Source organism: Nioella sp., from assembly GCF_964229645.1.
Classification (GTDB): domain Bacteria; phylum Pseudomonadota; class Alphaproteobacteria; order Rhodobacterales; family Rhodobacteraceae; genus Nioella.
In genome coordinates this window covers 1-12,651 of the sequence record NZ_CAXREX010000146.1, presented here as the reverse complement: position 1 = coordinate 12,651, position 12,651 = coordinate 1, and the positions used below count along the sequence as shown (strand labels likewise).

Genomic DNA, 12,651 nt, shown 5'->3' with positions numbered 1-12,651 from the left:
TTGCCAGGGTCTGTGGCGGTGCCAAGGGCCAGGTTTGACTTCGCGCCACGTCAACGTTCTACCGATCAGTGCGCTGCAATGGCACGGGTGCAAGAGACCCTGCCGCTCCATAGCACCCCAAACGGCGTATCACCTTTTGGGGTGCGTGCGACCCAATTGACGAGATTTCAGCCAAGCCCCGATAGCGGAGGGACTGGCACCGTGAAACTCCGCAGGAACCGTCGGGTCAAAGCGGTCTGTGCCTGCTTCGAAGTTCCGCGCAGTACGCTGACCGCGAGGCTTGATCCAAACACATTCGACCTCGCCGCGAGCATTGGTTTCAGCAATGTACAGCAGTTTGTCCATATGTATATCCACCCTTCTGCCTGGCAAAAGAGGCCACATGCCGGCACAACCCGTCAAGATATTTGGGCATACTCCATTCCGGTAAGTGGACGTCAAGACCACCAAGGGGCATACGACCCGACAGATACAGTTGCCAGGTGCAGGACTGGATCGCCGCCATTGATGCGAAAACGGCGTCCATCGAGCCAGGTTCACCCTGGGAAAACGGATACTGCGAAAGCTTCAATGCCCGGTTCCGGGGTGAGTTGTTCAATGACGAGTTCTTCTACAGTTTGAGAGAGGCCCAAATCCTGATCGAGCAATGGCGGATCCACTACAACACCGTCAGGCCGCACAGCGCGTTGGGGTAACTCCCACCCGCGCCGGAATTCATCGTTCCAATGGATCAGGCGCCCACAATGCAAAAAAATTACACCGGACCACCTGCTAGGGGCACGCCAGTCTGAAGACAAAAGGGAAGCAGGTCATTACCTCGTTGCGCTTTCTTCTTCACTTACGTCTGCGCGTGGGGCGCCAGGGTTTCGTCACGCAACTGCGTGACCCGATGCAATAGCTCTTCGGCCAGTGCAAGCCGGGCCTCCGGATGATCCTGAGCGATGCAGGTGAGGCAGGCTGGATCGTCCCCCAGATCGAAGAGCAACGGCCCAAAGGCCGGCGAGTGAACATATTGCGCCCCCTCGTTTCGCAGCACCAGAAGGTGGCATGCACGGCTATCGAGGCCAAGACTTGTGCGCCTCTCCGCGCCAAGCGTGTGACGGAAATCGAACTCCCAGATTGCCCAGGGACGCCCGACCGGCGCGGCTCCGGTCAGTGCGGGTAAGAGCGAGTCTCCATCCGGCGCATGCCGTCCCTCCAAGCCCCACAGCTCGAGTAGCGTCGGAAAGACATCTACGGCAGAAGTGTACGCGGCAACCTCGTTTGCAACGCCGCCCGGCAACCGGATCATCAGTGGGATGTGCTGGCTTTCCCGGTAGAAACCACCTTTGCCAAGCAGACCGTGATCGCCCAGCATCTCACCGTGGTCCGAGGTGAAGATCACCATCGTATCTTCCCAGTCGCCACGCGCCCGCAGCGTGTCGAAAAGGTGGCCGATCTGGGCGTCCACCTCGGCGATCATGCCGTAGTAGAGCGCGCGTATCCGGCGGAAATCCGTCTCCGACAGGCTTTCGATACAGCCCTCCAGCCCAGGCTGGAAATCGGCGGCGGGGGCAATTTGGCGGATGATCTGCACCAGCGGATGAGGCGGCTCGGCCAGCGGTATCGGCGCGGGCACGTCGTCGGGCGAAATCATGGACGCATAAGGCTCAGGCACCACGAAGGGCGGATGCGGGCGCAAGAAGGACACATGCGCGAACCACGCTTCGCCCGTCTGCTCTGCGTGCCAGTCGAGGAAGGCTTCGGTCAGGAATGCGGTCTGGGTTTCATCGGCGCCATAGCCCGGCGGAGCAAGCGACACCCCGCCATCATCGGCGGGCTCGACCCGGTGCGGATCGGCCAGCAGCCCTGCGTCATGCCCGCGCCGACCAAGCCATGTGATCCAGGTCCGGTCATCCTCGCGCAGGGGCTGGCGGCAGGTGAAGCCGGGCAAAACCTCCTCGTAGCTGCGCAGCGCGGGGTCCTGCGGATCGCGCCCGCGCGGGTCCAGCGCGGTATCCGTGTAGCCGAACAGGGTGGGCAGGTAGCCCGCCCGGCGCGCGGCCAGCGCCATGTTGTCGAACCGGGTATCGAGCGGCGCGCCGTTATGCGTCACCCGGTGGTTCATCTGGTAAAGCCCGGTATAGAGCGAGGCCCGCGCAGGCGAACAGGGCGCACAGGCAGCGTGGTGGTTGCAAAAAACCGTCGACTCCCGCGCAAGCGCGTCGAGATTGGGCGTCCTGACAGCGGGATGGCCCGCTACGCCAAGACAATCGCCACGCCATTGGTCGGCGGTGATCAGCAAGATGTTCGGGCGGCGGGTCATGGTGCAGCCTTTCAGGCAGAGAGACGGTCGAGCAGGTCGGGCAGGTCGGCCACCGTGTCGATGACGTGATCGGCCCCCGCCGCGCGCAGGATCGCCCCGGCCTCTGCACGGATCGCGTCGCGCTCGGCCTCGGTCAGGGCGGCGATCTCTTCGGGTGTGCGGCCCGCGATGTTGCCCGACAGGGTCACACCGACCGTCACGCAGCCTGCTGCCACGCCTTCTGCAATGCCGGGCACGGTGTCGTCGACCTTGATCACCGACTCGGGCGGGTAGACCTGCAGGTCGATGAAACACTTGTACATGCCAAGCGGGCCGGGGCGGCCTTCGGGCAGGTCATCGGCGCAGACGCAGTTGAGCGGGCTGTAACCCTGCGCGGCGGCGACCGGGAAAACGCGCTCCATGATCGAGCGGGTGTAGCCGGTGGTAGAGCCTACCTTGATCCCGCGCGCGGCGAGGTCATCCAGCATCTCTTTCGCGCCGGGCACCAGCGTGGCGTAATCGGCAACCACCTTTTCATTCATGGGCACGAAGACTTCGTAGATCCTGTCGACATCGGCCGCCTTTGGGGCCGCGCCGTGCACGCGTTCCCATTCGGCGGCCAGCCGAGGCGCGGTGATCATCGTCTTGATGTGGTCCCACTTCGGAGCACCCATCGGGGCACGTGCCTCGGCGATGGTGGCCTCGATGCCGAAGCTGCGAAAGGCCTCTACGAAGACGCCCATCGGCGCGAAAGAACCATAGTCGATCATGGTTCCGGCCCAATCGAAGATGACGGCTTTGAAACTGGTCATGTGTGGGATCTCCCGTAGAGGCTGTCGAGGGTTTCCTCGGCGATCGCGAAGGCGGTCGAGGCGCCTGTTCCCGAGGTGACGATAACGAGTTTTTCGGCATCCGAAAGGTGACCGGTCCAGGCCAGCCTGTCGGACGCCGATGCATAGGTGCCGGTCCAGCGCTCGGTGACGCGGCGGCCCGGCAGGTGCAGAACGGCGTCCAGTTCCGCAAGGATCAGGTCGTCGACGCGCGAATCCGCGAAGGGCACGGGCGTTGGGGCATAGCGGTGGCTGTCCCCCACCACCAGCGATCCGTCCGCCGATTGCACCGCGATCAGGTGAATGCCCTCGGCCAGCGCCTCGGCCTTCTCATCTGCCAGCCGCGCCTTCAGCGCCCCGGCCTCGGGCAGTTCGGCATAGCCAAGGTAACGTTGCAGCCCGAGGTCCGACATCACCGCGCTCGACAGCGGGGCGGACCGGTCAGGGGCCACGCGCATCATGTGCAGAAGACAGCGGGTGAAACCTTCTGCCGCGATCCGGTCGGCGTGAAGCCCGCTGAAATCGTCGCCGGGGCAGATCACGGCGGCCTCGGCATGGATCACCCCGCGCGAGGTCTCGATCCGGGGCAGGTCGATGGCCGTCACCCTGCGTGACCACAGGAAGGCAACGCCCATCTGCGCCTCGAGCCACGCGGCCAGTTGCCCGATCGCGTCGCGGCTTTCCACGCGCAACTCGTGCGGGCTGTATAGCGCGGCCTGCACGCTGTCGGTGAGGGGCAGGCCCTCGGCGGCCTCGGTGCGGGTCAGCATGCGGCAGGCCCGGCCCATGTCGGTGGCAAGGAACGCCTCCAGCACCGCCACGGCCTCGGGGCGCTCGGCCAGAACGGTCAGGCCACGCTGCACCACCTCGATCCCGGCCCGCGGCGCGATGTCGGCCCAGATCTCGCGGCTGCGCATGGCGCGCGACCAGCATTGCCCGGCTTGCTGGCCGGTCACGGTCACGAAGCCGAAGTTGCGGACGGAGGCGCCGTTAGCCTGTGCATCGCGGTCGATCACAACCACGCGCTTGCCCCGGCGCGCTGCGGCCAGGGCATGGGCAAGGCCGACGATTCCGGCCCCAACGATGGCAATATCGAAACTCATGCAGCGCCAATCTCCGTTCTTAGGGGTTTCATCAGGAAGGCTCTCGGATGGCCATCGTCCTCGCCCTTGGGGCGGGGTCCGAGATGGGTCACGGCATAGCCCGCCCCGGTATAGAGCCGGACAAGATGCTCATACCGCGCGACCGTGTGCAGGCGCAGGGCGCGGGCGTCGCGGGCGCATGCGAGGGTCTCGGCATGGGCCAGCATCGCGCGGCCCGTGCCCTGGCCTTGGCAGGCTGGATCGACGGCCAGAAGGTCCACGACAAGGTTCTGCTCCCCGGCGTCCCAGGTCAGGGCCAGCATTCCCAGCACCCTGCCGCCGGGATCGGCCGCGACATGAACCTCGCCTGCCGCGATGCGTTCCGGCAGCCAGTCGTAAGGGCCGGACGCCTCGCGGCCCAGACCGCGCACGTATTCGAGAAAGGCGGCGGCCAGCAGGCGGGCCAGCGGCTCGGCCTCCTCCGGCAGGGCGGGACGCAGAATCACCCGGGCACCTTTTCGCTGGTAGGAACGACCGTGGCAGGCGCGGCCAGGTCCTCTGCGAAATGGCAGGCGCTGTGGTGGCCGTCGGCCATCTGGCGTAACTGCGGCACCTCGGCCCTGCAGCGGTCGCGCGCCATCGGGCAGCGGGTGTGGAAGGTGCAGCCCGAAGGCGGGTTGGCAGGGCTGGGAATCTCGCCCTCCAGCCGCTCGGCGCGGCCACGGTCATCAGGGTCGAGCGAGGGAATGGCCGAGATCAGCGCCCGCGTGTAGGGGTGGCGGGGGGCAGCGAAGAGCCGACGCGGCGGGGCGGTTTCCACGATCCGGCCCAGATACATCACCGCGACGTGGTCGCAGGTGTGGGCCACGACCGAAAGATCATGGCTGATGAACATGAAGGTCAGTCCAAGATCACGCTGCAACTGCTTGAGAAGGTTCAGGATATCGGCCTGGATCGAGACATCGAGCGCCGCGACGCTTTCATCGGCGACGATGTAGTCGGGGTTCGTGACCAGCGCCCGCGCGATCGAGATGCGCTGCCGTTGACCGCCCGAAAAGGCATGCGGGAAGCGGCGCAGGTGTTCCACGTTCAGGCGGCATTTCGCGGCGATCTCGCGCACGCGGTCGTTCACCTCGTCGCGGGACTTGCAAAGCTTCATGACCTCCAGGGGCTCGGCGATGATGTCGCGCACCGTCATGCGCGGGCTGAGCGCGGCGTAGGGGTCCTGGAAGATCAGCTGCGCGCGGCGGCGAAAGCGACGCTCTGCGTCGCGGTCCAGCCTCGCCATGTCGAAGGTCTCGCCCTGGCTGTCGATCACCTCGACCGACCCGGTCGATATCGGTGCGGCGGCCAGCGTCGCGCGTCCGAGCGTCGTCTTGCCCGACCCGCTTTCACCTACCAGACCGAAGAAGGACCCGCGCGGAATGTCGAGCGTGATCCCGGCCACGGCCTTGAGCACATCGGGCTTGCCGAAGATCCTCCGCCCGAGCGGGTAGTGCACTTCAAGGTCGCGGATGCGGATGGCGGTTTCTGTCATGCGGGGGCGCCTTCCATCAAGAGACAGGCGGCGCGGTGTCCGGGTCGCGTGGCGCGCATCCGGGGCACCTCCGCGCGGCAGCGGTCCTCGGCCACGGGGCAGCGGGTGTGAAAGACACAGCCCGCGGGCCGTTCGAGCGGCGAGGGGATGTCGCCCGGCACCGGAGTCAGGGCCGCGTCAAGATCGTCGAGCCGGGGCAGGGCGTTGATCAGCCCGCGCGTGTAGGGATGGGCGGGCCGCCGGATGACGTCGCGCACCGGTCCTTCCTCGACGATGCGGCCCAGATGCATCACAGCCACGCGGTCGGCGGTCTGTGCGATCACGCCGAGGTCGTGGGTGATGAAGATGATGCCCATCCCGAATTCGCCCACCAGTTCCTTCATAAGCTCGATCACCTGCGCCTGGATCGTGACGTCGAGCGCGGTGGTGGGCTCGTCCGCGATCAGAAGCCGGGGCTTGGTGGACAGGGCCATCGCGATCATCGCCCGCTGGCGCATACCGCCCGACAACTCGAAGGCATACTGGTCGAAGCGTCGGGCAGGTTCTGAAATACCGACGCGATCCAGCATCTCGATCGACAGCATTCTTGCCTCGGCACGCGAGAGTCCCCGGTGCAGCATCAATTGTTCAGCCATCTGCCGGCCAATGGTGATCGCGGGCGCGAAGCTCGCCATCGGTTCCTGGAAGATCATCGAGATCTTGTCGCCGCGTACCTGGCGCAGTTCTTTCGCGCCCTTCAGGCGCAGGATGTCGATTTCCTGCCCGTCTGCGTTCAGCAGCATCCGGCTGCCCTCGCCATAGCGTGCGTTGCCGGCATTAAGCCGCATTAGCGCCTTGGCCGTCACCGACTTGCCCGACCCGCTTTCGCCCACCAGCCCCAGCACCTCGCCGGGCGCCAGGTCGAAGCTGATCGAGTCAACGGCCGTCACCGGGCCTTCGTCGGTGGTGAAGGTCAGCGTCAGATCGCGCACGCTCAGCAGCCCGGACATCAGCGCTTCTCCGCGTAGGGATCGGCCGCGTCTCGCAGCCCGTCGCCCACAAGGACGAAGGCCAGCACGATGGCGACGAAGATGGGCACCGGGATGAAATACCAGTGGTAGTTCAGCAGAACGTCGACACGCGTCACGTTGCGCAACATCACGCCGAGCGAGTTGACCGGGTCGTTCAATCCCAGCCCGATGAAGCTGAGCGAGGTTTCCGCCAGCACCATGTAGGGAAAGGAAATCACCAGATCGACGATGATGTAGCTGGTGAAACTGGGCAGCAGGTGGCGGCGGATGACGTGGCCGGGGCCCGCACCCGCCATCTGCGCGGCCAGCACATAGTCGGCGCTGCGTTCCGCCAGCACATGGGTGCGGATGCGACGCGCCAGCGTGCCCCAGCCCAGGAAGCCAAGCACGAGCGAAATGAAGAAGAAGCGTTCCTCGGCCGTCCAGCTGTCGGGGATGAAGGCGGCGACGGCCATGAAGAGCGGGATGGTGGGCACTGTCTTGACCGTGTCCATCAGGGCCTGCAGAACGGTGTCGACCCAGCCCCCGAAATAGCCCGCCACACCGCCTATGATGAGCGCGAGCACGAAAGAGATCAGCACACCGGCCGAACCCACGGCCAGGCTGACCCCGATCGCATGCAGCGTGCGGCTGAAGATGTCCTTGCCCTGCGCGTCGGTGCCGAAGAGGTGGACGAAGCCCTCCTCGACGCCGAAGAGGTGGCGATTCATCGGGATGAGCCCGAGCAGGCGATAGTCCGATCCTTCGGGCAGCAACGTGACATAGTTCCTCTCGTCTGTCTGGCGCGTCACCCACCGGAAATTCGTGTCCACGCCGCGATAGCGTTCCACCCCGTGGATGAAGGGCCGCCAGCTGCAGCCGTTGTCGTCGCAGAATTGCGGGATCTGCGGCGCGCCGTTGGTGTAGTCGGCGTTCCGTCCCTCGGCCGTCGGGTTGTAGGGCGACAGGAAGGGCGCAAAGATCCCGCACAGGATGAAGAACAGCAGAACATAAAGCGCGAACCGCGCGGTGCGGTTGGCCTTGAAGCGCTGCCAGATCAGCTGTCCCTGCGAGGCGGTGAAATAGGCCTCTTTCGACGGGACGGCGGCGGTGCGACGGGAGAAAAGGCAGGCGGAAAGGCTCATTTGATGAACCCCTTTCGCACCCGTGGATCGATGATCGCCAGGAGGACATCGGTCAGGAAATTCAGCACCACGATGGTAATGGTCATGCTTAGGATGATCGCGCCCGCAAGCTGCTGATCGTTCGAGCGCGCCAGCGCCTCCAGCAGCATCGATCCCGCCTCGGTCAGGATCAGCACGGCGGCCACGATCGGCAGGTCGTTGAAGATGCGGTTGAGGTCGAAGCCCACGGAATTGACCACCGGCCCCAGGGCATGGCGCGCCGGATAGCGCATCAGCAGGCGCCAGCCCGACAGGCCCCGGGCGCGGGCGGCGGTGACATAAAGCTTGCCCTGTTCATCGGACATCAGCGCTCGCACCGTCTGGATCTGGATTGCCATCGCCGACCAGCCCAGGATCACGATGGGCAGCCAGGCGTTGGACAGAAAATCGAGCGCCCGCGCGACCGACCAGGGTGCATCGCGGAACTCCTCGGAAAAGAGCCCGGTCATCGTGTCCCCGAACCAGACGGTCGAGGCCAGCATGATGGCCAGCGCCAGCAGGAAATTGGGCAGGGCAAGCCCGAGGTAGGAAAGAACGCGGAGCGACCCGTCGAGCCACCCGCCCCGAAGCGCGGCCGAAGCGACGCCCACGGGAATCGAGACGGCATAGGTCAGGATCAGCGCACCGCCCGCCAAAGCCAGCGAGATCAGCAGCTTGTCTCCGATCAACTGGCCCACATCGACACGCCACAGGCAACTTTCACCAAGTTCGAAGCGGAAGAAGACACCGGAAATCCAGTCGAGCCAACGCACAAGGTAGGGACGGTCCAGCCCCATGCGGATTTCCTCGGCGCGAATGTCGGCATCGGTCACCACGTAGCCCTGCGTGGCCTTGTAGGCGATGTAGCGCTCCGCGCAATTGCCCGGCACCAGCTCCATCAGCGTGAAGACGATCAGGCTGACCAGCAGCATCGTTGCCATTGCAGCGGCGAAACGTATGGCAAGGAAACGGGCGAAGGCGGCCATGTTCTGGGGGCTCCGGCAGGGGATGGGCGGCCCCCGCCAGGGGACCACCCGAAGGTCAGGTCAGACGATCACTCGTCCAGCCACCACTGCTGCGGGCGATACGGGTACATGCGGTAGTACTCGTAGCTCCAGGTCTGCGGCGCCATGAAGTTCTGCAGCGCGTTCGAGTGGTAGACCGGGTTCGGCGCCTGAACGGTGCCGATGAACATGAACCCGTCCTGGATCTGCTGGATAATCTGCTGGCCCAGTTCGTTGGATTCCGCGCTGCCCGGCTGCAGCTGCTGCCACGCGGCCACGGTCTCGGCCAGTTCACCGGTCCAGGCCGGCGGCTCGATGCCTTCGGCGCCGTTGGTCTCGATGTAGCGGCTCCACAGCATGCCGACGCGGGCGTCGAAGAAGCCGCCGAACGGCGGGACCAGCTGTTCGGCCGAGCCCAGAACGATCGGGATCGGCTGGCCCTTGGTCCAGACGATGACGTCAAGCTCGTTGGCGGCCTGGGCCGAGCGATACTCGTCCGAAGTCACTTCGCGGATCGTCGTCGGGATACCGGCATCGGTCCAGTGCTGTGCCACCAGTTCGGCCACGGCAGTGGACAGGCCCTGGGTCGAGAACTGCAGGTTCAGCGTGAAGGGCTCGCCATTCAACTCGCGCACGCCATCGCCGTCGCTGTCGGCCAGACCCACGGCGTCCAGCATCTCGGCCGCCATCTCGGGGTCGAAGGCGGTGGCATAGGTTGCCTGGTCTTCGGTCGCGAAGGGCGGCACCGGGTCGAAATGCATGTAGGCACGCGGCTCGCCCAGGTCGAAGAAGGCGACCGAGTTGATTTCCTCGCGGTTGATCGCGTGGCTCATCGCCAGGCGGAAATCGCGGTTGAGGAAGATCGCGCGGCGGTCCTCATCCTCGGCGGTCACGTTGAAGCCGAACACGGGCAGGCCGATCTGCGGGCGCAGGTCGATGGTGTAGTTGCCGGCTTCTGCCCCGTCCAGCAGCGTCGGCGCGTCGGGCAGGGTCACGGACTGGGCCTTGTAGTCGATCTCGCCGTTGACCATGCGCAGGATGCGCACCTCGTTGTCCGAGACATAGCGCTCGTCCATTTCCGAGATGTAGGGCAGCTGGTTGCCGGCGGTGTCGACCATGTGGAAGAAGGGGTTGGCCACGTAGTGACGGCCCTCGGTTGTGTCTTCCACGGTGATGAAGGCCTCCAGCGTCGGCAGCACTGCGGCGGGCAGGCTTTCGACCGTCGACGGATCGCGCAGAAGCGGCGAGGGCACGTCCTTCCAGTCGGACCCGCCGTAGTAATGGGCAATCGCGGCATAGCCGTTCTCGAAGCCGAGCGCCTGCGCATTGGCATCCGCGTTCTCGTCGATTGCGGGATGGAACTGGCCAAGGAAGTGCATCGGCTGGAAAGGCTGTGCGAAGTCGGCTGCGAAGCTGGCCAGAAGGCCGGGCAGCGGGCTCGGCAGGCGGAAGACGACGGTGGTGTCGTCCATGGCCTCGACCTCGAAGGGCTCGCCATCGGCCATCCACAGCGACCGCGGGCTTTCCACGACGTTGGGATCCATCACCATGTGGTTGTACCAGAAGGCGATGTCATGGGCGGTGAAGGGCGCACCGTCCGACCAGCGGTGGCCGGGGCGCAGGTGGAAGGTCAGCTGGGTGAAATCCTCGTTCCACTCGTAAGCGCGGGCGACGTTGGGCACGATGGTCACGAGGTCATCCGCAAAGCGCACGAGGTTCACGTGGCGCAGCGACAGCATGTCGGAGGTGCCCGCCTCGGTCGCGTTCGACATGCCGTCGAGCGTGCCACCATACTGGCCGATGGTTTCATAGGGCAGAACCACCAGCGGTTCGGCGGGCAGGCGGTCTTCCACGCCCGGCAGTTCAGTCGGGTTACCCTGGATGCGCGCGTTGAGCGCGGCGATCTCGGGGTTTTCCTGGAAGCTCATTTCGCAGCCTGCCAGGGCTTCGAAATCGCTGAGGTCATATTGCTGGGGATAGGCCCCAGGTTCGAGGCCCATCATGTCGGCCACGGTGGCCACGGGGCAATCAGCCCAGGCTGCGCCGCCGAGGGCGATCAGGCTAACGGAAAGGAGGTATTTCATGTGTCCGGCTCGCTTCTCTTGATCCGGCGCCGATTCGGGATGCGCCGCAGACCGGGATAGCGGCGGGCTGCAAAACAAATGTGTCTGGCATTATCGTTACTCAGATTTCATAAATTGAAATTATGGATTGGGTCATGACGCCCCCGACCCGACCAGACGATGATGCCCTCCTGCGCCGCCTGCGTGTCTTTCTGGCTGTCGTGGACAGCGGCGGAGTGGGTGAGGCGGCCCGCGCCCTCGGGGTCAGCCAGCCAGCGGTGACGACCCAGATCAAGCGGCTGGAAACGGACCTGGGCGTCTCGCTCTTCCGGCGAAGCGGGCGGCGACTTGCGGTCAGCGACCAGGGCCGAGATATTGCCGGTACACTGCGCCGAGGGCTCGGCGAACTGTCGCTGACCCTGAACGCGGTGCGCGACATTGCCCGATCCCGCGCCGCGCCGCTGCGCTTCGGTTTCTCCGCGCCGCAGATCGCTCTCGACGCCGCCGAAGTATTTCGAAAAGCCGATCCTCACATCCAGCTGGAACTACGCGCCGCCAATTCAACAGAGCTGTTCGCCGCGCTCGATTCCTACGATCTCGATATCATCATGACCGGCCTGCCGGGGCCGAAGCAGCCATATTACTGCCAGGTTTTCGCACGCCAGAGCATCGTCGCGATGGTTCCTGCGGGGCACCCGCTGGCCGGGCGGCCCTCGCTCTCGCTGGAAGAACTGGCCCGCGAACCGATCGTGCTGCGCGAACCGGGCAGTTACACGCGCGCTCTTCTGATCGAGGCCTTCGAAGCCAAGGGGCTGACCCCGCGTGTCGCCTTCGAGGTTGCCACCCGCGAAGCGGTTACCGAAGCGGTGCGTCGGGGCTTCGGGCTTGGCCCCGTGCTCGATCAGGAGGCATCAAGCTCGTCCGACCTATGCACAGTCGGCGTAGAAGACGGCAAGATCCACGGAGATGATTTCCTAGTATGCCATGCCAGCGCTCTGCATTACGGGCCCGTCCGTCGTTTCTTGGCGATAAACCGGCGGTAGAGCACGACCGTTTCCGCTGCTTGGCATACCACAACCTTGCCGCCGGCTTTCCGCAGCGTGGTTTTGGAGCTACTGGATTAATAGTGAATGCTAACGCAGTCCCTATCGGCGTGGAAATCCATCAAAGAGTGGGTCCGGTCCCTAACTGGCACCCGATGTTCGCTCAAACTGACTTGGTCTGCATGAATGGCCGCTCCTGTTAGATCGCGATGCGGCGCCGGGCCAGTCCTGTTTGACCGGTTTGTCAAAAAGTTGAGTACACGCGCGCTTTGTGCGTCTGCCCAACATGAACAAGACCGCTTGGTCTCGGGGAGGCTGAGGGGGGCGTAACGAGGGGTGGGGATAGCTGCGTATGTTCGAATGAGCGCCAAATCAGCCTGACCTGGATTGCACGCAAGCCGTGCGAGTGGAGAAACAAAGACGAGCGCAGGTTCCGTGGTAGACACGCCAGTTGATTGGCCATCTAGTGGCCAGTCGCCACGTATCAGGTCAAGCCCTTGAAATACAATAAATTATGGCGGAGAGACAGTCCCCATAACATTACTCCCGACACGTTCGCTAGCGCCTGTGTGCCAATTGTTTTAATGTTATTTTATTTCATTCTGGCGGCCAAGCCGTTCGCCTGCGGCCTATTGCGTTCCCCTAAAACCGCAGTA

General features: G+C 64.6%; 10 protein-coding genes and 1 pseudogene. 2 read left to right on the top strand and 9 right to left on the bottom strand.

Annotated elements, in window-relative coordinates; all coding sequences use genetic code 11:
* Positions 1–482 precede the first annotated feature (482 nt).
* A pseudogene (locus ACEQXV_RS09605) lies at positions 483–695 on the top strand (transposase); the annotation flags it as partial.
* 143 nt (positions 696–838) lie between these two features.
* Here ACEQXV_RS09605 and ACEQXV_RS09600 read toward each other — a convergent pair.
* The 9 genes from ACEQXV_RS09600 to ACEQXV_RS09560 all read right to left on the bottom strand — a co-directional run bounded on the left by ACEQXV_RS09600 (position 839) and on the right by ACEQXV_RS09560 (position 10,973).
* Positions 839–2,305, bottom strand: coding sequence for a sulfatase-like hydrolase/transferase (locus ACEQXV_RS09600; protein ID WP_370255421.1), 1,467 nt, complete (start codon positions 2,303–2,305; stop codon positions 839–841).
* A gap of 11 nt (positions 2,306–2,316) precedes the next feature.
* The gene (phnX, locus tag ACEQXV_RS09595; protein ID WP_370255423.1) at positions 2,317–3,096 is read right to left on the bottom strand and encodes a phosphonoacetaldehyde hydrolase; all 780 of its coding nucleotides are present in this window, start codon (positions 3,094–3,096) and stop codon (positions 2,317–2,319) included.
* Positions 3,093–4,217, bottom strand: coding sequence for a TIGR03364 family FAD-dependent oxidoreductase (locus ACEQXV_RS09590; protein WP_370255424.1), 1,125 nt, complete (start codon positions 4,215–4,217; stop codon positions 3,093–3,095). The genes phnX and ACEQXV_RS09590 overlap by 4 nt, the downstream gene beginning before the upstream one ends.
* A complete protein-coding gene (locus ACEQXV_RS09585; protein ID WP_370268939.1) occupies positions 4,214–4,702 on the bottom strand; it encodes a GNAT family N-acetyltransferase in 489 nt (162 codons plus the stop codon). Before ACEQXV_RS09585 ends, ACEQXV_RS09590 begins: the two co-directional genes overlap by 4 nt.
* Entirely contained in the window at positions 4,699–5,733 is a 1,035-nt protein-coding gene (locus ACEQXV_RS09580; RefSeq protein WP_370255426.1) for an ABC transporter ATP-binding protein, read from the bottom strand. Before ACEQXV_RS09580 ends, ACEQXV_RS09585 begins: the two co-directional genes overlap by 4 nt.
* On the bottom strand, positions 5,730–6,722 hold the full coding sequence (locus ACEQXV_RS09575) for an ABC transporter ATP-binding protein (RefSeq protein ID WP_370268938.1): 993 nt from the start codon (positions 6,720–6,722) through the stop codon (positions 5,730–5,732). Before ACEQXV_RS09575 ends, ACEQXV_RS09580 begins: the two co-directional genes overlap by 4 nt.
* Positions 6,722–7,867, bottom strand: a complete 1,146-nt coding sequence (locus ACEQXV_RS09570) for an ABC transporter permease (RefSeq protein WP_370255430.1) — start codon at positions 7,865–7,867, stop codon at positions 6,722–6,724. The genes ACEQXV_RS09575 and ACEQXV_RS09570 overlap by 1 nt, the downstream gene beginning before the upstream one ends.
* Positions 7,864–8,871, bottom strand: coding sequence for an ABC transporter permease (locus ACEQXV_RS09565; protein ID WP_370268937.1), 1,008 nt, complete (start codon positions 8,869–8,871; stop codon positions 7,864–7,866). Before ACEQXV_RS09565 ends, ACEQXV_RS09570 begins: the two co-directional genes overlap by 4 nt.
* A 68-nt stretch (positions 8,872–8,939) precedes the next feature.
* Positions 8,940–10,973, bottom strand: coding sequence for an ABC transporter substrate-binding protein (locus ACEQXV_RS09560; protein WP_370268935.1), 2,034 nt, complete (start codon positions 10,971–10,973; stop codon positions 8,940–8,942).
* A gap of 134 nt (positions 10,974–11,107) precedes the next feature.
* Between ACEQXV_RS09560 and ACEQXV_RS09555 the strand changes: the two genes are divergently transcribed.
* Entirely contained in the window at positions 11,108–11,995 is an 888-nt protein-coding gene (locus tag ACEQXV_RS09555; protein ID WP_370255434.1) for a LysR substrate-binding domain-containing protein, read from the top strand.
* The last annotated feature ends 656 nt before the right edge of the window (positions 11,996–12,651 follow it).

Coding starts and splice junctions, on each gene's coding strand:
- ACEQXV_RS09600 (WP_370255421.1), bottom strand. CDS start 2,305: ATGACCCGCCGCCCGAACATCTTGCTGATCACCGCCGACCAATGGCGT.
- phnX (WP_370255423.1), bottom strand. CDS start 3,096: ATGACCAGTTTCAAAGCCGTCATCTTCGATTGGGCCGGAACCATGATC.
- ACEQXV_RS09590 (WP_370255424.1), bottom strand. CDS start 4,217: ATGAGTTTCGATATTGCCATCGTTGGGGCCGGAATCGTCGGCCTTGCC.
- ACEQXV_RS09580 (WP_370255426.1), bottom strand. CDS start 5,733: ATGACAGAAACCGCCATCCGCATCCGCGACCTTGAAGTGCACTACCCG.
- ACEQXV_RS09575 (WP_370268938.1), bottom strand. CDS start 6,722: ATGTCCGGGCTGCTGAGCGTGCGCGATCTGACGCTGACCTTCACCACC.
- ACEQXV_RS09570 (WP_370255430.1), bottom strand. CDS start 7,867: ATGAGCCTTTCCGCCTGCCTTTTCTCCCGTCGCACCGCCGCCGTCCCG.
- ACEQXV_RS09565 (WP_370268937.1), bottom strand. CDS start 8,871: ATGGCCGCCTTCGCCCGTTTCCTTGCCATACGTTTCGCCGCTGCAATG.
- ACEQXV_RS09560 (WP_370268935.1), bottom strand. CDS start 10,973: ATGAAATACCTCCTTTCCGTTAGCCTGATCGCCCTCGGCGGCGCAGCC.
- ACEQXV_RS09555 (WP_370255434.1), top strand. CDS start 11,108: ATGACGCCCCCGACCCGACCAGACGATGATGCCCTCCTGCGCCGCCTG.